At 35.4% G+C, this 19960-nt stretch carries 19 protein-coding genes; 18 read left to right on the top strand and 1 reads right to left on the bottom strand.

Annotated features, from left to right (window positions below):
• Positions 1-2: 2 nt before the first annotated feature.
• From PVK63_RS14280 to PVK63_RS14250, 7 genes are read left to right on the top strand one after another with little or no spacing between them, the layout of a single operon-like run.
• Positions 3-1175, top strand: coding sequence for a hypothetical protein (locus PVK63_RS14280; protein ID WP_274440632.1), 1173 nt, complete (start codon positions 3-5; stop codon positions 1173-1175).
• 10 nt (positions 1176-1185) lie between these two features.
• Positions 1186-1575 carry a DUF6750 family protein gene (locus PVK63_RS14275; RefSeq protein WP_130066577.1) on the top strand — a complete coding sequence of 130 codons (390 nt, stop codon included), beginning with the start codon at positions 1186-1188 and terminating at the stop codon, positions 1573-1575.
• Positions 1576-1595: 20 nt separating this feature from the next.
• Positions 1596-1976, top strand: a complete 381-nt coding sequence (locus PVK63_RS14270; RefSeq protein WP_274440633.1) for a hypothetical protein — start codon at positions 1596-1598, stop codon at positions 1974-1976.
• A gap of 17 nt (positions 1977-1993) precedes the next feature.
• Positions 1994-2755: an HNH endonuclease gene (locus PVK63_RS14265; RefSeq protein ID WP_130066578.1), complete on the top strand. Its 762-nt coding sequence runs from the start codon at positions 1994-1996 to the stop codon at positions 2753-2755.
• Positions 2752-3984: a hypothetical protein gene (locus tag PVK63_RS14260; protein ID WP_274440634.1), complete on the top strand. Its 1233-nt coding sequence runs from the start codon at positions 2752-2754 to the stop codon at positions 3982-3984. The genes PVK63_RS14265 and PVK63_RS14260 overlap by 4 nt, the downstream gene beginning before the upstream one ends.
• A 16-nt stretch (positions 3985-4000) precedes the next feature.
• Positions 4001-4324, top strand: coding sequence for a hypothetical protein (locus PVK63_RS14255; protein WP_274440635.1), 324 nt, complete (start codon positions 4001-4003; stop codon positions 4322-4324).
• A gap of 9 nt (positions 4325-4333) precedes the next feature.
• Positions 4334-7345 carry a hypothetical protein gene (locus PVK63_RS14250; RefSeq protein ID WP_274440636.1) on the top strand — a complete coding sequence of 1004 codons (3012 nt, stop codon included), beginning with the start codon at positions 4334-4336 and terminating at the stop codon, positions 7343-7345.
• Positions 7346-7423: 78 nt separating this feature from the next.
• On the opposite strand, the gene PVK63_RS14245 is transcribed toward PVK63_RS14250, so the two are convergent.
• Complete coding sequence (locus tag PVK63_RS14245; RefSeq protein ID WP_274440637.1) at positions 7424-8044, bottom strand: hypothetical protein; 621 nt, start codon at positions 8042-8044, stop codon at positions 7424-7426.
• 299 nt (positions 8045-8343) lie between these two features.
• Here PVK63_RS14245 and PVK63_RS14240 point away from each other — a divergent pair, with 299 nt between their 5' ends.
• The 11 genes from PVK63_RS14240 (at position 8344) to PVK63_RS14190 (ending at position 19955) form a co-directional block, all read left to right on the top strand.
• Positions 8344-8871, top strand: coding sequence for a hypothetical protein (locus PVK63_RS14240; RefSeq protein ID WP_274440638.1), 528 nt, complete (start codon positions 8344-8346; stop codon positions 8869-8871).
• A gap of 10 nt (positions 8872-8881) precedes the next feature.
• Positions 8882-9862: a type IV secretory system conjugative DNA transfer family protein gene (locus PVK63_RS14235; protein ID WP_274440639.1), complete on the top strand. Its 981-nt coding sequence runs from the start codon at positions 8882-8884 to the stop codon at positions 9860-9862.
• Between the two features lie 7 nt (positions 9863-9869).
• The gene (locus PVK63_RS14230) at positions 9870-11036 is read left to right on the top strand and encodes an ATPase, T2SS/T4P/T4SS family (protein ID WP_274440640.1); all 1167 of its coding nucleotides are present in this window, start codon (positions 9870-9872) and stop codon (positions 11034-11036) included.
• Between the two features lie 15 nt (positions 11037-11051).
• On the top strand, positions 11052-11294 hold the full coding sequence (locus PVK63_RS14225; protein WP_130066585.1) for a hypothetical protein: 243 nt from the start codon (positions 11052-11054) through the stop codon (positions 11292-11294).
• A gap of 77 nt (positions 11295-11371) precedes the next feature.
• Positions 11372-12577: a TcpQ domain-containing protein gene (locus PVK63_RS14220; protein ID WP_274440642.1), complete on the top strand. Its 1206-nt coding sequence runs from the start codon at positions 11372-11374 to the stop codon at positions 12575-12577.
• Positions 12574-14211: a hypothetical protein gene (locus PVK63_RS14215; protein ID WP_274440643.1), complete on the top strand. Its 1638-nt coding sequence runs from the start codon at positions 12574-12576 to the stop codon at positions 14209-14211. The genes PVK63_RS14220 and PVK63_RS14215 overlap by 4 nt, the downstream gene beginning before the upstream one ends.
• Position 14212: 1 nt before the next feature.
• Positions 14213-15796, top strand: coding sequence for a hypothetical protein (locus tag PVK63_RS14210; RefSeq protein WP_274440644.1), 1584 nt, complete (start codon positions 14213-14215; stop codon positions 15794-15796).
• The gene (locus tag PVK63_RS14205) at positions 15777-16559 is read left to right on the top strand and encodes a hypothetical protein (RefSeq protein ID WP_192957894.1); all 783 of its coding nucleotides are present in this window, start codon (positions 15777-15779) and stop codon (positions 16557-16559) included. The genes PVK63_RS14210 and PVK63_RS14205 overlap by 20 nt, the downstream gene beginning before the upstream one ends.
• 8 nt (positions 16560-16567) lie before the next feature.
• Positions 16568-18250, top strand: a complete 1683-nt coding sequence (locus PVK63_RS14200; protein WP_274440645.1) for an ATPase, T2SS/T4P/T4SS family — start codon at positions 16568-16570, stop codon at positions 18248-18250.
• Positions 18243-19358 carry a type II secretion system F family protein gene (locus tag PVK63_RS14195; RefSeq protein WP_274440646.1) on the top strand — a complete coding sequence of 372 codons (1116 nt, stop codon included), beginning with the start codon at positions 18243-18245 and terminating at the stop codon, positions 19356-19358. Before PVK63_RS14200 ends, PVK63_RS14195 begins: the two co-directional genes overlap by 8 nt.
• Before the next feature lie 24 nt (positions 19359-19382).
• Positions 19383-19955 carry a prepilin-type N-terminal cleavage/methylation domain-containing protein gene (locus tag PVK63_RS14190; protein WP_274440647.1) on the top strand — a complete coding sequence of 191 codons (573 nt, stop codon included), beginning with the start codon at positions 19383-19385 and terminating at the stop codon, positions 19953-19955.
• Positions 19956-19960: the final 5 nt, after the last annotated feature.

Genomic DNA, 19960 nt, shown 5'->3' with positions numbered 1-19960 from the left:
TTATGTCTGACGAAGAAAACCCTTTAAGTTCTGGTAAGAAAGCCAGTAAAAAAAATAACCTTGCATCCATAGCAGTCATACTTGCGGTATTGAGTTTATTGGTTGGTATCGGTGGTGCTGTTTACAATAACATGAACTCTGAAGCACAAAATAAACGGATTCTTATTGCTGTTAATCAAATGTTTTCAGAAAACGATTCTCAACCAGAATTCAATGCTGAGCAAATAAACGCAATTTCAATTGCCGTTCTTGACACTTTGCGTCCTGAGTTACCAGAACTGGTTAGTGGCAATGTTTCAGATGCGTTTGATCATAAATTTGATTCATTAGTTGAAGCCACAACAACGGCAGTTATTAAAAACTTACCCTCTCAACCAGCAACAGAAACAGGATTAACCGAAATACAAGTAAAACAGATTATCGACACTGCTTTTAAAGATCGATCAGCACGAATTAACGTGTTAATTGGGACTAAATTAAAAGAGTTAGATGACATAAAGGAACAACATCAACTAGGCATTAAAGAACTCAATAAAGCGCAAAAACATATGACCCAGATAAAATCACAAATTGCACAAAGCAATGGTGATACGACGGTGATAATTGAGCGCCAACGTTTAAAAGAATTCAAACTGATTTCTAATTTAAAAAATAACACCCTTTTTGTTGTTGATGCACCGAAACGAGATGGTAAAGACAACACTATCACTTTAACTATTGGTGAAAGATTTTTTAGTAAATTTGGTCGCCATAAGGTAGAGAAGCTAATTTATATTGATAAAAAACCACGCCTTTTAATCTCTGGAGGCTGGTTTATTGATGATGTTAGAGAGGAGTTGTCAGAAGAAGAAATTAAACTTTATGCTGAAAAAATAGCCGCACGAAAATCTACAAAAAGTAAACAGAAAAAAAAGGTCGCTCCAGAAAATAAAGTTGTAGAACTACGTGTTGCTAAGACTCAAGAGAAAGAAAAAATTTATCTTAATAGTTGGAAAATAATCACTCCAATTAAAGAACAACAACGTGTCGTTGCTCTTGATGAAAAAACCAACAAACTAGTTCATTTAAAAATGAATCAGTATGTGAGTGGGCTAGGAACAGTGCGAAACATTGATTACCAAACAGGTGAAACTTGCACTGAAAAATATTGTATTGCAGGCGTAAAATTTAAATAAGGGATAGAAAATGATTTTTCCAAAAAACATCATTAAACACATACACAATAAGTACTTTACTTGCTGTTTAGCTACCGCAGGTTTTCTTATTAGTCCATCAGTATCAGCCGAAGGTAAAGGCCGTAACTTTCTAGATTTAGTTGAAGATGCTGGCACTCTGGCTGACGCCTCAAGTAAAGCAAGTTTAAGTGTCATCATGCTTATCGGTATTGTTTGTGCTGGTGGTGGTTTATTAGGGCTTGCCCTCGCCAATAAAACCAATAATGCGCAAACTACTCGTTCTGGTGCGGCAGTAGTGATGTTCATTGGCTTTTGTTTAATGGGCTTTGAAGCCTTTTCAAACATGGGTACAAACACCATTACTAACCAAGACGTTGAATATACAGAATTTATCGAATAATGATTAAGGAGGCTAAGCTAATGAAACATATTAATTGGATACTATGGCTTATTCTTAGCTTCCCTACTCTTACTTATGCTAATGAGTTCAACGATGGGAATACCGTCGGTGGCTTTTTTACAAGAATGGCAACTGTTCTTCGTGGGGTACTAGGTGAAAGTTTAAGTGTCGTTGCATTAGTTGGTTTGGGTTCTGTTGCTTCTGGGTTGCTATTCATCGCTTGGGCAAATAAAAGACAAATATCACCACGATTTGGCATGATCTTATGCATTATTGGATTTGCTTTTATGTCACCAAAGGCATGTAGCAATATGGCAACTCGGCAGGTACTCCAATCTGAAACACAGGTTGTCACTGATATTTTAGACCAAGACAGTTCCTTTATTTCACCAAATGAATAATAACGAGTGAGCACATAATGACATCAACACTATTTATTGGGGCAATTAGAAACCTAAGCTCAGTTAGTCGGAGTGATAACCCTAATTTCGATGAGGCAAATAAAGAATTCCAACTCGCTCGTGAAAGCTTTGTTCAAAATCGAAAAGCAAGAATGCACAATGATGAAGAGCTGGAGTGTGAAAAATGTACTTTAGCAATGCCCAAAGGATTTCATGTCCATCACAAAGATGGTGATCATGAGAATAATCAAGAAAGTAATTTTTCAATACGTTGCCCATTTTGTCATTTATGTGAGCATATCGGTTGGGTGGGTAAAAACCGAATGGGAGTAATAATTTTCGCTCCTGATATTAGTCAAGAAAACCTTAATACACTATTACTAACTACGTATTGCTTAGAACTTGCATTATCAAAAACAACTGACAATACATCTGAGTACGACACGTTAGAGCAGATTACATTGCAAGCCAGAAGCATTGTACGAGCTTTTGAGCATACAAAGACAAAGGTATTAAGAAACTATCAAACAAACTGCCCTGCTGACTTTGCGGATACATTTCTTGCTATGTCGGAAGATGAATACCAACAAAGAGAAAAAAATACCTTTTATGGTCTCCGTTTATTTTTTCATCCCGATGGTTTTCAAAAAGAAATAGAGATGTTTTCTAATTCAATATTCCAGATAAACGACGCTCGAAAATCGAATCCTCTACACCCTGCGGAATGGTTATCTCGTGCCACCATTTTTAAAAATCAAAAAAAAGGAATTGAACGATGAATTATACAAAGATCGGTATCATCTGGATTGATGATAATAAAGCGCTAGGCTCTGGAAGTCGCCTTGTAGATAATGGCTATGAATGTATTTCAAGTCATCCGAACGAAGTAAAAAAAATCAATTTAAATAACCTAAAATCAAATTATATCTACATTACAAACATTAAGCCAAATAACTACAAACGCTTTGGGTTGGATCGATTTAGAAATATTAATTCATCAAAGTTTTTGGGGGTAACCCTCAGCACTATAGCGATTGAACTTGGATTAAGTGAAAAACTAGATGAAAAACTGCCAATTTTTTACACTGTATGTCAAATGCTGGCTAATAAATTAGAAGCACAATTTGGAATTAATTTGATGAATACTGAATTTACCGCAATAAAGGAGATTCATTCAAAATTACTACCAGATCATCAAAGAAATAGACCATTACTCGCAATGGCTTCAAACCTTGAATTAGAAAGAGCAATTGCAAATTCTATGCAAAAAATGCAAGCAAATAGCTTAAGACAAAGTAGAGATATACAAAGCATTACCTCCGCTCGCTTTCCACGAGTGCCATACACATTAACCTTATTAAATTTGCTATACCCTGCTAGTAATGAATACCAAATCAATAATAATTTTAATGGTCGTTTAATTGGTCAATCTGAGAAGTCTCATATCCGTGGAGACGACGAAGTTTTACAGGAGTTAATCGAGCTAGCAAAAACAAATTGTGGTTTTATTGAAGTTGAGCAAGTAAATACTATTTCAAAATACAACGATTATTGGCCTTTTGGTAAAGAGCTGCAAGCTACGCCTCCTAGACGTTGGGCGGCACTTCCTGAAGCAATTGATATGGCAAATTATTCACTGCTTAAGCTTGGTAGTGTATATGTCACTGAAGGTAAAAAACTTCCTTTTGCGCCAACAATGCCAGAAGTAAATTCAGTTAAATTTTTAAGCTATGTAAATGGTTTAGTTAATGAGGTTATTTGGACTTCCCTTGGTTACTCACAAATGCAAGATAAGTATCCATCCCCAATTAGTACCTATATACGAGCTTATGACCGAATAATGCTTAGATTAAAAGCAAAGACATTTGTCGATAACCAAATAGAAGTAAGTAGCTTTAATACAGGTGCAATTCGCTTTTATATCGATTCGACTGATTCAGCAGAGTCTAAAAAACTTAAAGATCTAATTTTAGCTGAAGATATGATCCCACAAATAGATCTTCTATAAAGGAATGGTGACAAATATGGATAGTAATTTTTCAGAAAAACCACATGTAGCAGCCGACTATTTTACGAATATGAGTCAACTCACTCAACGAGATTTATTATGGAAAATAGCAAAGCAATTTGGTGAGCGAGGTGCTATTACCGCTAAAACTGTTATTCAGTTAGAAGAGGCAAATACAAAAGAACCACACGAACAGAAAGAATATATTGCCAATATTCTAAAAACGGTAGAAGAACGCTTTTTGACCTCAAAAGATAAAGAAAAACCAATATCCTCACATAGCAATGGACATCAATCGCATCAGCAAGAACAAGAAAAACCGATGACATTACTTTTTTAGGAAAAAAATATGCCTTTAGCTATCCCCTCACTTAACGCAATAACTAGCTTGATATCAGATCAACTATCGCATCATGCTTTAGGTCACTGTCAATTACTCACAAAATCAAATATTTGTGAGTACACAGTAATTACAACAAATGGGGGGTGTATTACCGCATTTGAAATTATAGGTATGAGTCGTTATTTAACAGATGCAACCGAAGAAGCTTACTTATCCGATGTATCTAAAACCCTTGAAACAATATTTAGAACCCCTCATCGAAAGATAGGGATTTATCTAACAAGAGACCCTAATAGAACAGCGACTCAACTTGAAGATGTTTTTAGATCAACACAAGACTCTATTTCTCGCTTAGGTATAGAAGCTAAACACTTCTTTGAAGAGCAAATTAAAGATCTCAAAAGTGAATGTTCATTTGAAAGAACGATCTTGACAGTAACAACCAAGTCATCAATTTCAAGTCGAGACAGTATAACCATACCAACAATGGTCGGTGAATCTGTCAATATAGATCAAATGCCAACTCTCGCACAAAATCAATTTATTGAAACGCAAAGCATACTTCAATCTCATCAAGCATTCTGTACAAGTATTCAAGCGAGGTTAGCTGAACACATTACTTTAGAAAAACAAACATCAGATCGCTACTTACAAATAATTAAAGAAGAAGAAGAGCTTGTCGCCCTCAATCAAACAAAATGGAGGGCAAAAGGCATTGGTGATGAATGTGATTTTGCACTCGCTGAAAATGATGAAGATTTTGTTACCTACCCACCTTTAGCATGGCAACTAGTAACTAACGACAAAGAACGTGCTTATGGTGACAGCAGTATCATTGAATCAAATTCCAACTATATTGCCACAGTGGATCGCGAGTATTTTCCTATCACGCCTGAACCTTTTTCAAAACTGTTACGTTCAATTTCGTCACACATACCTTTACGGTGTGCATATGAATTTGAGACAGGCACAGAAGAAATCGTTACTCGTCTGTCTGCAAAAAAAACATGGCTAATGTTTTTCCTTTTTTCCAAGGCTTCAAGAAATATCGATTCCGCTATTAATGAATTAACCACCTATGCTGAAAAAGAAAATGGAACACTACTAGGCGGAGCCCTAAGTGTCGCAACGTGGGCCAGTACTTTAGATAAAGCAAAAGAGTATAAAAAAGAAATAATCCAAGCATTAACCTCATGGGGATCAAGTACCGTCAAAACACCAGACTGTACTTATGCTGCCTATGCTAGTAGTTTGCCAGCGTTTGCAAGAAAGCCATCAGCTCGAAATTGTGTACAGCCAATTGATAAGCATATAATAACAGCCCCTATCACTCGACCTGCTGCACCGATGGCAACGGGAGGAATATGCAGCTCTTCTTTAGATGGAAGGTTATTCCCTATTGATCCTGCAACGTCAACCCAAAACTATTCACTCAACATCATTACTGGTGGTATGGGTTCAGGTAAAACAGTATTTAGTTCTATCTTTAATAACACTTTTATTTTTGGTAAAGGCAATTCCAATTTACCATTAATGGGATACTTAGACTTTGGCTCGGGTGTACATAACTACATCTCTGCACTAAGAAATTGGCTACCTAAAGAGCAACATTATAAAGTTGAATTAATTCAGTTTTTAAATCAATCTGGAAATGCATTTAACATCCTTGAACCACAGTTCGGGTTAGACCAGCTCGAAGAACAAGAACGCGCTTTTGCTGGCGCATTCTTATGCCGAGTGGTCAATGGTACATCAAGTCAATCGGTTCACCCAAAGCTTGCCGATGTTATGGAAGCCATAATTTCAGAGCTATTTCGTACCAATCAAGAATCACCAATGCCATATACTGAGAGGTTAGGCGTTTACTCAGGACAAGAGACTCGTTTACATACTGAAATTCAAGAGTTATTAAACTCAGGTCATATAAACATAAGTAATACAGAGCGAAAAACATGGTATCTAATACGAGATAAGCTATATCAGTTAGGTGATGAATATTTCTCCCATGCTCGTTTCTGCCATCGTCAAGGGAGCGCTTGCCTTACAGAGCTAATGCAATTATTAACGAGTAGTAGCACCTTGCGTAGCAGATTTGCCACCTACAAAACCCCTGCTGGTGACTCTATCATTGATTACATTATTATCTCTCTTGACACCCTATTATCTCGATATTCAAAGATTTTTGCTTATCAGTCGCAAATTGATATCTCACAAGCGCGAGTAATAGGAGTCAATCTAAAAGGTATTACAGGTAATTCATCCGATGCTGAAACGGTTAATACAAAAAAACTATTTGGAATGTTAGGTAAATACGTCGCTGAGAAAAATTTCTGGCGTGAACCAAAATCCTTTATGCCTTTAGTTCCTCCGTTATACAAAGAAATGTACGAGAAAATAATTAGCCTTGATACCAGTATGAAAAAACATTCATACGGTGATGAATATAAACAATACAAATCAGATGAAATGGATTCATTGTTAGATAACTCAGCATTGATTGCTCGTAAATATGGCTTATGTATTACAATCTCAAGTCAAAGTGTGCTTCATATGCCTCATGAAACATTAAAGCTGGCAACTAATTTATACATTCTTAAGATGACAAATGAAGACGCTAACTACTTGGCAGAGACCTATGCATTATCCGAATCATTTATATCAGAAGCAACAAGATTGGTTGGTATGTCCAACTCAAGTGACTTTGGTCGAAACATGCTATATATAGGCCAATTTAAATCAATTAAGGGCTATGTAGTTCAAATTCTACGTAACCAAATTACCCCCTCTTATCTTTGGAATTTTGCATCCGATGCTGAAGATGAAATGATAAAAGAATTAGCGATTTTAAGATATGGGGCTAGAGATGCTTACTTACGATTAGCTAAGTTATTTCCACATGGTTCAGCGTTAGCCACGATAGAAGCACGATTGAAAAACTCAAAATTTGATAGTAAAAGATTCACAAAAGAAGACATTATTTTAGAATTAGTCGGCCAACTTTCAGAAGTTAGTATCTAAAATAAAAAATCCTCTATCTAAATTGAATTAGATAGAGGATCATGTTTTAACCTTCATAAAACTCCTACTTAATATACTTTAAAAAGAACTTCGGCTTCTATTATCTAAGCGGCCCGTAGAAAGCTTTAATGCCTTTTCAATTCGACGACAAGCCCAGCTACTACGACTATGAGCAGTGCCTTTTTGAATATAAAGTAATACGTCTTCAAAAGGAGATAGTAGCGTTGACATCTGATTAATAACTTCTGAATAATTGGTAGCAGTGGCAAGGATAGCGGTAAGATTATCTCGTCTGAATCGAGAAACCATTGATTCATTGAAGTAAGGTCGTGCTTTATCAAAGAAATCATCATCAATCATATTTTTCGATTTAAGTAATTCAATAAGCTCATTCCATTGAGTCTCATTAGATGATGAAAGTGTTAATGTTATATATGAAGCATCAATGTCCAGCTTATGAGCGGTTTCACTTACCCCTCCATTAAGTCGAATAGCGATGATTAAATTTTGATAATGAGAAGATGAATAATTCGAAACACTTACTTGAATCTTCTCCAATTCAAGTAAATCAAATCCCTTAGTCGCTAAACGCACACTAAAATCAGGATAAGTATCGACTAAAAATGATAGTAAAGTAGGATCCGAAGATATTGCATTATTTATTTTTCTGAAAAATGCTAACTTGACGTCCATTTCCATAAGTAACCTCTTCAACTGCAAATAATTCAAACATAATTATATTTATAAACCCTAATTTAACAGCGTAAAATAAGTCTTCATCTTATTTACTATGAAACCGCGTATGAGGTCGCAAAAAATTCTATAAATTTTAAAAAATTCAAAATATAAATCACCTTTTATTTAAATTGATATTTTTTAATTAGATTTAAAAAATAACATGCCGCTAACGACCGCAATATTTACATTGCAAACACATCATTTACTTTATAATATGGTTGCATTTGTTTATGTCGAAAATTATAACGAAAGGATTTGCTATGAAACCATTCATACAACATGTTTTTTTTGGTTTTTTTATTTTGACCACGCTTGGCTGTTCCACAAAAAGTGTTAACAGTAATGCCCCTTTGCCAAGTAACAAACCACATTACATTGATACTGAAATTGAACAATTAGCAAAGCAATTGATCGATGAAAAAAGAAAGTTGGCCAATATCCGTGAAGCAAAGTTAAAAGCAACTACATCACCACAAACAAACAGAGCGAAAGTGCCTCAAAGCGCAATATTTTCAGGTCTCGAAACTAAGCGAACTCTAAAATGCGAAGGGTGCGATCTTAAAGTAGCACTTCAAAGTATTGCTGTATTGCTTGGGTGGGATATCAACTCTGTATATGAAGTAGGTAGAAAACCAGCTCAAGGTGTTCCCGTTAGTATTGAGTTAAATAACGAGCCTTTACGTATTGCACTACAGCAAATCAAAATGGATGCTGGACATATTATGGATCTTAGAATTGACCCTAACTTTAAATCCATGTTGATCGAGTATAAAACTCTAGGACTGTAGGTTTATCATTATGCCACTAAGATTAAACAAACTTTGTCAGATCATATCAATAGTCATGCTTTGTACTGCACTGCCCATTAATGCAATGACGAAAGATGAACTAAATGATTTAGATGCCTCTAACGCTCAATACAGTGCTGATAAGGAACAATTAAAAGATTGGTATGAACAATTAGAAAGAAATGCACAACGTGTCGGATACAATCATGCCTTTAATCGAACAATGATTGAACATGAAGCCCAATTAAAAAAACGCTCTCAAGAATATGACCGCCTACTTAGCTTTGAACATATTACAAGTCTGATAAAAACAGGTGTGGCCGCTGGAATGTACTTAATTGGGGGGATCGTTGATGAAATTGATTCTTCGACTGAAACAATTAATAATCGCGTCATATTAACTCACGAAAAATCCTACCGTATCGTAAAATACCCATATCTTTCAGCGAGCAAACCTAATTGGCGTGACTATCTTTTCTTTCAACAGAAATTAGATCTTGCACCTCCTCCAACCTCACTCTTACCTCGAAACGAAAAGGAACGATTAATCTGGAAAGAAAGTGTGGATAAAGGCTGGTTACGTGGTGAAAAAGCGGCTCACAGAGAAATAATATCGCGTTGGCAAACCCTATTCGCTGATTTACGTGGAATGACTCGTTATTGGGTAGCCGTTGAGACAAACCAAATAAAGGACGCGACCTTAAGTATTCAAACGCAACCACTTGAGTATGCAAAATACGAAAATGAAGAAGAACTTAGATTAAACCCGACAGTCATTCAAATAAATTCACAAGCGGCCTTTAATCCTAACTTATCAGATTGGAACGCTGTAATAACAGAGCCCAATTCAAATGCTCGCTCAGATGTAAGAAACTCAGTAATTCAAGGGAGTTTAAATATAGAAGAGCTCACTGATGCTCAAGTTATTGTTGAAACGGCTGAGTTTTCTGATATGCGCAACAGTATTAATAATACTAACATACATAAATAGGCATGGTATGAGTAACGTTGATGTAGACAACAATAATTGGAAACCTCGTAATGTTTTCCGTATGGAAAGTATCTCTGATCATACCGCGCAAGACCTTCTTGAGCATTGCTTAAATGAAGGATACAGAGACGTTTATTTACAAAGTAATGATTATATTCGGGGCAAAAAAGGCACTGATTATGTATTGATTACAAATAATAAAATTACTCATAAAGAGATCATTGAATTAGCTGGACAAATTAGCTCTAAGGGCCAAGTAAATCAAGTTACGTTAGGTAAGTCTAGCGGTGGTCGAAAAATAATATCTCTGAAAGAAAACCAAAATAAAATACGATCTTTTAGATATTCTATAAGCCAAATTTCTCAAGGAATGCAAAAAGGCCTTGATGTAGCAATACGACCTATAGCCGAATACGCCCCTACCATTCAAGATGTAGAGTTAGAGGCTGAATTCATCAACCACGTTAAAAAGATATGGAAAGGGCTAGTGCTCATAATTGGTGCTACTGGTGAAGGTAAAACATCCACTTTAGCAGCTCTCATTCGTGAAATTCTTGAGAAACCATCTAATAAGCGGATATTAGAATTTGCTCGCCCTCCTGAATTTGATTACTCAAATTTAAAAATCCATCCATCTAACTCAATTTGTCACCATGAAATTTTTGAAAGTGAAACTTCTGGTGGTGATCTTGTTAGCTACGATGAAGCAAATGCAATGGCTATGAGAAAAGGGGCCGATTGGTTTGCTGTTGGAGAAATGACAGAGCCAGAAAGTTTCCGCTCTGCCATTATATTAGCCAATACAGGGCATATTGTATCTTCAACATTACATGCTAATAGTGTTTCGGCTGGCTTTGCTCGTGTCTACCGCATGTTTCCGTCACACGAACGCGATGAGGTACTTTACGGCCTAATCAATGAAGGGGAAGTGTTTGCATCGCAAAAGTTGGTTAATCGTGTTGGAGGTGGATTGATTGCTATTCGTGAATTCTTTATTAATACACCTGAAGCAAAACATATTTTAAAAAAATGTGATTCTTTACAATCCATTATAGAAACTGTTGACGCCATTATGTTCGAACAAGGTACGACATTCAGACAAAGAGCTTCATTCTTATTGGAATCAGGGCAGATCTCGCAACAAACACACGATAACTTTATGGTTAGCGTATAGAAAGGATGCATCAGAATGAATAACTCACATCATGAAAATAAACCAGCTAAAGTGTTTTTATGGGAGTGGCCAGTAGCATTGCCATTATTGCCATTAGGTGCAGCCCCATCATGGAATCTATTTTATGCATGGTTAGTCTGGATCGCACTACTGACAATATTAGCATTTTTCAACATTCGTATAACAAACATCTTCTGGAGGTGCATTTCTCAATTAAGAGGTAAAAAATTCTACGCACGTAACAAAAACAATCGATAAGAACATTTGCACTTATTGTTTTTTTTATAATATACTAACGTAAAGATATTATCATATTTGAAATATAGGAATTTAAAATGAAAAGGAATTTCAGTCGCATGAAGATAACACTATGCGCAACTATTATTACCCTTACATGTTCAAACATAGTAAATGCTGCTGTTTATATTTCCTATGATTCAATTCAACCTACCTACGAACAAAACTTATCTAATTCTCAATCAGAGTTTAATCGTGAAATAGTCCGAAGCCTTCAACGACAAAGTGAAGTACAAGAGTTTTACGCTTCTGAGATTATTGATTTTCAAAAAGACCAACAATATCGAATTGACGAACGCTCACAGCAAATTGCTGCGCAAAAATTTATTAACGATCAACAAACAAGACAAAACCAAATTGAAACAGATCGTTTAATACAATCAAGAGCATCTTTAGAAGAACAACGATTAGCCTCTGTTCTTGATTCGAATCGACGTGAAATAGAAATTCTTGAACGTGCCACGTTGCAAGAAAAAGACCTTCTTGATAAGCATTATCAACGCGAAGAAAATTTCTTGCTTGCTCAAACAGCTATTCAAAAAGAAGTGCATGAATTGCAGGTTGGAGTAAAAGCAAGTCAAGATAAATTACTCGAAGAGCAATTGCGTTCTGGTGCTCCTTCTAACTTAATTGTTGCATCTAAAGACGCCTCAAACTTAAAAGCGGTTGTAGACCCTAATCAACCCAATGAACTCAACAAACTTGGTGCAGCCAAACAAGGTGATGTTGTCGTTAATCTAAACCAATTCGTCGCCTCCATTCTTCCTACTTATTGGCATTATGAAGCACCAGCAGGTCTAGATAATGAAACGATTAATGCCGTGCAAGGGAAAAACTGGCAATCAGTTCTTAATGTAATCGCCATCAATAATCCGCATTTAGAATTTGTAGTCGATCCATACAAGAAGGTAGTTTCTGCAAAGAACACTCTACAGTATGCCAAAACCAATCCAACGAACAGAACTACCCCCTATTCAACTTGGCACATGACAACCGAAAAAACACTTAGAGAAAACATAGAGTATTTTGCTAAACAAGCAAAATGGACCGTTCTCTGGGAAGCTAAAAAAGTTGATTATCCAACCGTTGCACCAGCCGTTATTCAAGCTAGATTTGCAGGCCCAGACGGTGTCGTTAATAAACTAATGAAATTAACCGAACGAAAAAATACTCCGCTATTTGCTGATTGGAAATTCGGCAACAAAGTAGTTGTCATTAAACGCAAAGGAGCAAGTGTAAAATGATTAATATGATTAATTTTTCTAAAAAATATTACTTAGCTATCGCTATTTCTTGCGCCCTAATTTCTGGTTGTTCAAATACCGATGAGATGGAAGAAATTGATGAAATCAAAGACATGCATGCTCAACTACAAGAAATGGTTGGAAAGCAGTTTGAACTGAGTAATACACATTACCGCGAAAGCGATGATATCTATGTATTAGGTCAAGCATTTGAAACAAAAGAAGATCAGCCATTACCTCCAATTTTTGATGTAGAGCTCGACTTTGCTCAATTTGATAAAATTCCTTTAGATGAAGTCTTATCAAAAATTAATCAATACTATCAGCAATACGGGATAATAATTTCTGTTGAAAGTGATGCTGATTTTTATTTACGTAATGTTGAATCAAAAGGCTCCAGTTCATCGTCAAGTACACTTAATTTAGCTCAAGACAGTACAGCGACTAGCATCCTTCCAATTCAGCAACTAAACACTACAGCTTTATCATCAAGCTCGCATGAAGGATTTTATCCACATAAGCTTACATTAAATTTCACTCATTCCTCTTTGCGCCAAATGATGGATTTAATTACAGCAAGTACAGGGTTATGGTGGAAATACGAAAATGGCCGAATCACTTTAAATTATTTCATTGAAGACACTTTCCCTCTAGATGTATCAAATTACAGCTATGAAATCACATCTACTCAGAATAGTAATACTGAAAGTGACAATGCGACTAGTGGCTTTAATATCAATACTGCCTCAGAAAAAGCAGAGCCTTTAACTCAATTAGAAGAACAACTTAAAAAATATTTAAGTCGCTCAGGTTCTCTTGCCCTCAATAAATTTGATCGTACTGTTACTGTTAAAGATACCCCAAACAACGTAAGGCGTGTTGAACGATTTATTGATGATTTAAATTACACAGCACTTACGCCTTACTCAATACAAGCCGATGTATATGAGATTATTTGGGAAGTGAATGATGAGAAACAAATTAGCTGGACTGCGGCCTTTGAAAGCGCCTCTTTTGCTTTAAACGCGCTCTCTCCTACGGTTATCTCTGACTCTGGTTTAGGTGGCATTACAGCAACAAAAATTGGAGGGGACTTTGATGGGTCTAACATTATTGGCAAATTCTTAAATGAAAATGCTTCGGTTTATTCTCGTATTACCAACACGATTAAAACCAAAAATAATATTCCAACTCAATTAATTAGTTCACAAGACAGAGCTATCGTTTCTGGTCGAGAGGTAACTATTGACTCAAATGGCTTCTCACAACAAAGCGTTAATACTAAATTAATTAATGAAGGATTCAATATCACAACCAGACCCCGTTTAACTTCAGATGGTAAAGTTGATATGGAGGTAATCGTTAATACTAAATCTATCGGTGATATTAAAACCTTCGGTTCTGAAGAGGACATGGTTCAGTTAGAAGAAACGAAACAGCACGGTACAATTTCAGGTATTCCAATTCGTTCTGGTGAAACCGTAGTATTAAATGCCTACGAACGAGATCTAAACCGTGCAGAGCTTGCAAGCCTTGCAAAATCACTTCCTTGGTGGACAGGTGGTGGTAAAACGAATAAACGTTACAAGTCATCTTTAATCGTAATGGTTAAACCTGTGATAATGGAGCGTTGATATGTCCTCTAGCAAGTATTTCATCGAAAAATTCTCACATCCTGTTATTACTGATATGGAATGGTCATTTGGTTTAGGTATCAATAATCAACGATCTTACCATGAGAATTTTGGAGCATTTTTTAAATCAAATAATACACGAGGCGTATTAAACAAAATAACACCTACATCAATTGAGATTGGTGTCTTAAACAATGACGTTGCCAAAGGTGAGAGCAATTGCGTTTCATTAGCTCAAGTGGAAAAAGTGGCGATTTTCGCTCGTTCTGAACATCTTTTTACACCAGATAATTTAAACGTTTATGTATTTCAATTAGATAATAATATTTTTCATGTGTTAGCCATTTCAGGTCAAACGATAAAGATTGATCGTACTTTGAACTACGGTAAAGATTCATTTGAAGTTGATTTATCTGCGCTAAGTGGAAAGCTGGATGACATTCTTTTTGGTAATCCTCAACCAATACTGATTCGTATCTGCATATCAGATGATGAGCCTCGAAATACGGCTTCGTCATTCATAAAGAAGATAGCAGGTGCTATTGATACTGATACTGTAGAACTAAACATAAAATTTGAAAGTTTTCATCTCGTTTCTTTATTGTCTGACGTAAGTAAAAGTCAGATCATTTTTCTAAAAAACATTGAAAAACTTAGTGGCTTAAATAGTACTAATTTTAAATATATTTTCTTAATTCTACTGATTGTTTGCTCTGCTGGTGGCTATTGGTACTCAGAAAAAGAAGCGGAAAAGCAAGAACAATTACGAATAGCTGAATTGCAAAGGCAAATCGATGAACAAAATGCCGCTGAGTACAGTAACCAACCTATTGTCAAAAAAGACTTACGAATTGAATTTGAGCTACAGCGAACAGAAAGAATAAATGATGAAATAAGATGGTATGAGGTATTTAAACGAGTATCAGGAGATAAGCTATTTAAAGAAGCTTCTAAACGTATTAGAAATACTATTGTTGAAGTTAATGGATGGAAAACTCGTGATATTAAGATTAATAATACACTTACATTAGTTTCAGAAAATGTAGATATCGAATATTTACAAACGCTGGATAGAGCTGATAGTCAATACGGAGCAAGAGCGTTACTTGATTTTTATCCAGATGCAAAAATAAACCTTGATGGCATGACAGCACTTAATCAAGAAACTGAACTTATTAATAAAAGTGAAATGATTGGTTGGAATTCAATAAAGAAACAAAGTAATAACTCATCATTAATCATTAATTTAATTAATGACTTGCAACGACTTGAGCACGAAAAGAAAATTCAATCATGGTCATTACGTAAAACTAAAATGGTTACCCCAGTGAAGTTATCTAAAAACTTCATTGATGATTACTACAAGTATCAAGTTAATCCAACAAAAGACTTAAAAGACAGTGATTGGTTAATAGAACCTTCTTTTCATAAGTTAATTGTTAATGGTTCAGATACAAAAATCATTAAATCAATTAGTGACATAGTAAATAAATATAGCTCATCATTTTTAAATAAAATAACGTATTCCATTGATACACAAACTACTGTGTTAGAGGTCATTATTCATGAACAATCTAAAAAATAGCATTTTATTATTTGTTTTACTTTTTACTGCCTTACCATCGGTTGCATCAGAGTTGATTACCGTTGAAGAAGCTGAAAAACGTTACAAAGACATTTTGCATTCACGACAAGAGCCTAAAGAAAAACTAGAACAACTTAAAGTATTAAAGCAATTATTGAATACGTCGCGTGAAATCGATTTAATGCTGAATCCACAACGAAATAAAAAAAACGTTACATCACCTAGCCCTGTTGCTAAATCTAAAACTGAGTCTGAAAACAACAAAGAGTTAGAACAACGCCTAAACATTAAAGAAGGTGAAAGAAGACAGGAACAAGCATTAAGATTAATGCGAATTCGAGAATTAAGTACTACTTATGATTCTGGTTTTTATATGTCTGAATATGTACGTATTGGAAAAGCCGTTAGTGCAGATTTAATCGTCAATGGTTCATCACATAAAAATATTGATATCAACAACGCAATTAAAAATAAAAAGGTATTTGATGGCTATAGAATTATAGCAGAAGACTCTCGTGAATTAATTGTGTACAACACAAGAACTAAAGAGACTTCAACGGTTAATCAGCGTTCATCAGAAGAAATAATGAGTGCAATGGCCTTTAATCACCAACTTGTTCAAAAATATGCTGAAGCCGTATTAATGGGTGAATTAGAAGTTGAACTAAAAGCGAAGGTTAACGCAACAAAGGAGACGCAAGACCCTTTAGCCGTTAGCTACCCAACGGCTGCAATGCCAACCCCTTACGATTCATCAAATTAAGATATCGTATGAATAATACTCCTATCACAAGTCTTGATTATTTCGGCACTATTTCATCAGTGGTTAATGCTGAAGAATTAGGCTTTGATCATGAAATAAGTATGCAAGCTGCAATTGTTGTAGGTAATGACCAAAACAAAATGACGGTCTACGCTCTTATTGATAAGGATATTCAGGTCAAACCAGAAAAAGACAAACAATGGCTTGATCAATTTCTGGCGGCTGGAAGAAAAAAAGTATTACAACCAAATAAAGAACGTTTTAGTGATTGCTCGTTTAAAAGAACGTTTGTATCAAAAGACATTATAAAAAATGCTTGCGAACAACATGGCGTAAACTCAAAAACGAGTGTCGATACGCAAAATACTAGAATTAATGAAATCGAGAAAATGTTACTTGATGCAGATACTTTAGGCGCATCTGACATACATATATCTGGAGATAAAGGTCATTCATTCATTAAATTTAGAGTTAATGGTGAGTTACAGTTATATGGGACAGAGCGTAATCAGGACGAAATATTCAGTTTGATATCGGTTCTATACTCGAATATGGCGGCTACAGAAGGCTCAATCGAAGGTGAGCAATTTAATGAATTAGAACAAGCCGATGCTGTTTTATATAGAGGCATTCAAAATAAACGCTTAGGCCTCCGTATTACCACCCACCCTACAACTCGTGAAAAAAAACAATTCTACATGGTTTGCCGATGCCTCGGAGATCAGAAAGAGTACGCTAAAAAAATCGAATTTGAAGAGCTTGGCTTTATTTTCGACCAAGCAAAAAAAATAAAAGAAGCTTTAAGAGCTCGTGGGATGGTATTAACTATTGGAGAAACAAACTCAGGAAAAAGTGTTTCTCAACAAAACTATTTAATGCAAATTCGTGATGACGAAAACAATACAACTTCTATATACGCGATGGAAAACCCAATAGAGCGTCAGATGAAAGGGATCATTCAATTTAATATCATTGAAAGTGGTTCAAGGGTTGATGGTGGAAGTGAAAGACAAGCGGAAGCATTGCAAAAATTCTTTATGCGAGCGGATCCAAATACATTAGCTCTTGCCGAAATTCGAGATCTAATGTCTGTTGATACAGCGCAAAAATTAGCACAAACAGGCCATAAAGTTTTTGCGACATTACACTGTGAAAGTCCATTTGATGTATATGAACGAATGGTCGGATTAGGAGCAAATGCATCAACGCTATCAAATGGTCAAATTTTAGGTGCTGTTATTTCGCAGAAACTCTTAAAAAAAATCTGCCCGACTTGCGCTCACACCATAGAGACATTACCACATATTAATGAAGACCAAATGATAGCTTTAGAGCAATTATGCACAATGGAATTAGGTCACAAAATAAAAGACATTCGATTTAGAAATAATAGCTCTACCAATTGTGAACATCCTAAATGTAATAATGGTCTTATTGGCCGTAAACTTGTTGCTGAAATAGTTAACATTGATGTCAACTTACTCTCATACCTTGCTTCTGGAGACAAGCAAGAAGCTCTGAAATATTGGTTAACTAAAGAGAACTTAACAAAATCTGATGTTGCTTTGCATGCCCTATTTAAAGGCGAGGTAGAAATTGAAAATATCATCACTGAAATTGGGGATCTAACCTCTACCTATAACATTCGTAAAGAACTTAACATTAATCATCCGAGTCAAATTTATGTTTAATAAAATAAGCCTAGACGCTTTCTCATATCAAAATATTTTTGCCCCTTTACTTACGACAATAAGAAAAGGATTTCGCTCGATAGTATTACCACGTAAATATATTTACCAATATTTAGATATCTTACTTACTAAACTTAAACAGGGACAAGATTTAAGTGGTGCGATAAAAACAATTGAAAAGAAGAAACAAGAACACTATCCAAAAAAACACAGAGCAATAAAAAAATTCTATTCAACCATACGGGTAAATTGGGAGGCTTCTGAAGAACCACACCTAGCCGATGTAATGGAAGATTACCTTACAGATATTGAACTAATGATTTTGCGCTCGTCAGATAAAAGCTCAGAAGCAATTGAAATGATTTTAGAAAATAATGAGAAATCAAGTTCAAATATTAAGATCCTGATTTTCGCATCAATTTCTCCATTTATTTATATTTTATCATTTATTGGATTAGTTAACGGAAGTCATGGCGAGGTAATAGAACCAATAGTAAGAACGATTAGTCAAGCAGGCAAAGAGCCTGTAGGGGAACTTGCCGCATTAATTAGTGTTAATGAGCTAGTTTTAAATAATCAATCCTTATTTATTCCGTTTCTCATAATAGTTGTTTTAACGTATAAAATTACATTTGAGCTTTTTACTCACCCATCAAGAATATTTGTAGAGAAGATTTTAATTATCGGGCTACCGTATAGCATCCACAGGGCTAATGCATCTGTTGCGTTCTTACAAACGATGGCTACATTAACTCGTTCTGGTTACCCAATGGCAGGCGTATTAAAAACGATAATTGAACATGGTTCTCCTTTTACTCGTTATGAAGGAAAGCAAATAGAATCAAATTTCCTTATCACAGGTCAAATATCGGAATCATTAAATACCTCTTTATTTAGTGTAGAAACCAATTACCTATTATCGGTGTATTTAGAAACAAAAACCCCAGCAAAATACATGGAATCAATTGCTGAAAAAATAGCACAATCTGTAACAACTCGTATAACGTACATATCTTGGATAATTAACTTAACAGGGATGGTTTTAATTGCGTCCTATATTATTTTGCTTGTATTAGCAAACTTCAGTATCAGTACATATTTAACTTAAATGAAAATAAAAGGGATATAAACAATGAACAGAAATAGAAATATGCGTTTTCCTCAAAAGAAAAAAAATGCTGGGTGGACATTAGTCGAAATTGTTATTGCCATCGTTATCGCAGGTATACTTGCGGCTGGAGGTTATAATGTCTATTCAAATTGGCAACAAAACCAAAAATCAGAAAGTATGTTATCGATTCTAAATAAATCTTTCGATACTTTACCAAAAATGAAAACCACTTATGGTTCTTATGACGGATTGAATAATGCTTATGCTTATACATCAAAGCGAATTGTACTCGATACGACCAAATCACCTACAGCAAATAAATTTGTGACTCCATTTTCAACCGACGGCTTAACCTATGATTCCGTTGATAGTGCCACCCTTAAAAGTGGTCGAGTTCTTTCAGGAACAGATCAATTCATAAGTATTATCGCTAATGATGTCGAGGGGGATCTTTGTCAAGATATTGTCGAGGGTATGTTTGCACGAATTGATGAAATACGAGTAGGCTCAACACGAGTAGCCACAGCTCCAGCAATAACTACTGCATGTGCTGCTGCTGGTACGTCAATCAACATTACTTTTATAAATAATTAATATAG

Origin of the sequence: Aliivibrio sp. S2TY2, assembly GCF_028765525.1 — a bacterium.
GTDB lineage: Bacteria > Pseudomonadota > Gammaproteobacteria > Enterobacterales > Vibrionaceae > Aliivibrio > Aliivibrio finisterrensis_A.
The sequence above is the reverse complement of the archived record's forward strand: the minus strand, read 5'-3'. Positions and strand labels throughout refer to the sequence as shown.

Coding starts and splice junctions, on each gene's coding strand:
- PVK63_RS14240 (WP_274440638.1), top strand. CDS start 8,344: ATGAAACCATTCATACAACATGTTTTTTTTGGTTTTTTTATTTTGACC.
- PVK63_RS14205 (WP_192957894.1), top strand. CDS start 15,777: ATGAACAATCTAAAAAATAGCATTTTATTATTTGTTTTACTTTTTACT.
- PVK63_RS14270 (WP_274440633.1), top strand. CDS start 1,596: ATGAAACATATTAATTGGATACTATGGCTTATTCTTAGCTTCCCTACT.
- PVK63_RS14255 (WP_274440635.1), top strand. CDS start 4,001: ATGGATAGTAATTTTTCAGAAAAACCACATGTAGCAGCCGACTATTTT.
- PVK63_RS14195 (WP_274440646.1), top strand. CDS start 18,243: ATGTTTAATAAAATAAGCCTAGACGCTTTCTCATATCAAAATATTTTT.
- PVK63_RS14230 (WP_274440640.1), top strand. CDS start 9,870: ATGAGTAACGTTGATGTAGACAACAATAATTGGAAACCTCGTAATGTT.
- PVK63_RS14200 (WP_274440645.1), top strand. CDS start 16,568: ATGAATAATACTCCTATCACAAGTCTTGATTATTTCGGCACTATTTCA.
- PVK63_RS14225 (WP_130066585.1), top strand. CDS start 11,052: ATGAATAACTCACATCATGAAAATAAACCAGCTAAAGTGTTTTTATGG.
- PVK63_RS14215 (WP_274440643.1), top strand. CDS start 12,574: ATGATTAATATGATTAATTTTTCTAAAAAATATTACTTAGCTATCGCT.
- PVK63_RS14220 (WP_274440642.1), top strand. CDS start 11,372: ATGAAAAGGAATTTCAGTCGCATGAAGATAACACTATGCGCAACTATT.
- PVK63_RS14210 (WP_274440644.1), top strand. CDS start 14,213: ATGTCCTCTAGCAAGTATTTCATCGAAAAATTCTCACATCCTGTTATT.
- PVK63_RS14260 (WP_274440634.1), top strand. CDS start 2,752: ATGAATTATACAAAGATCGGTATCATCTGGATTGATGATAATAAAGCG.
- PVK63_RS14265 (WP_130066578.1), top strand. CDS start 1,994: ATGACATCAACACTATTTATTGGGGCAATTAGAAACCTAAGCTCAGTT.
- PVK63_RS14280 (WP_274440632.1), top strand. CDS start 3: ATGTCTGACGAAGAAAACCCTTTAAGTTCTGGTAAGAAAGCCAGTAAA.
- PVK63_RS14245 (WP_274440637.1), bottom strand. CDS start 8,044: ATGGAAATGGACGTCAAGTTAGCATTTTTCAGAAAAATAAATAATGCA.
- PVK63_RS14250 (WP_274440636.1), top strand. CDS start 4,334: ATGCCTTTAGCTATCCCCTCACTTAACGCAATAACTAGCTTGATATCA.
- PVK63_RS14190 (WP_274440647.1), top strand. CDS start 19,383: ATGAACAGAAATAGAAATATGCGTTTTCCTCAAAAGAAAAAAAATGCT.
- PVK63_RS14235 (WP_274440639.1), top strand. CDS start 8,882: ATGCCACTAAGATTAAACAAACTTTGTCAGATCATATCAATAGTCATG.
- PVK63_RS14275 (WP_130066577.1), top strand. CDS start 1,186: ATGATTTTTCCAAAAAACATCATTAAACACATACACAATAAGTACTTT.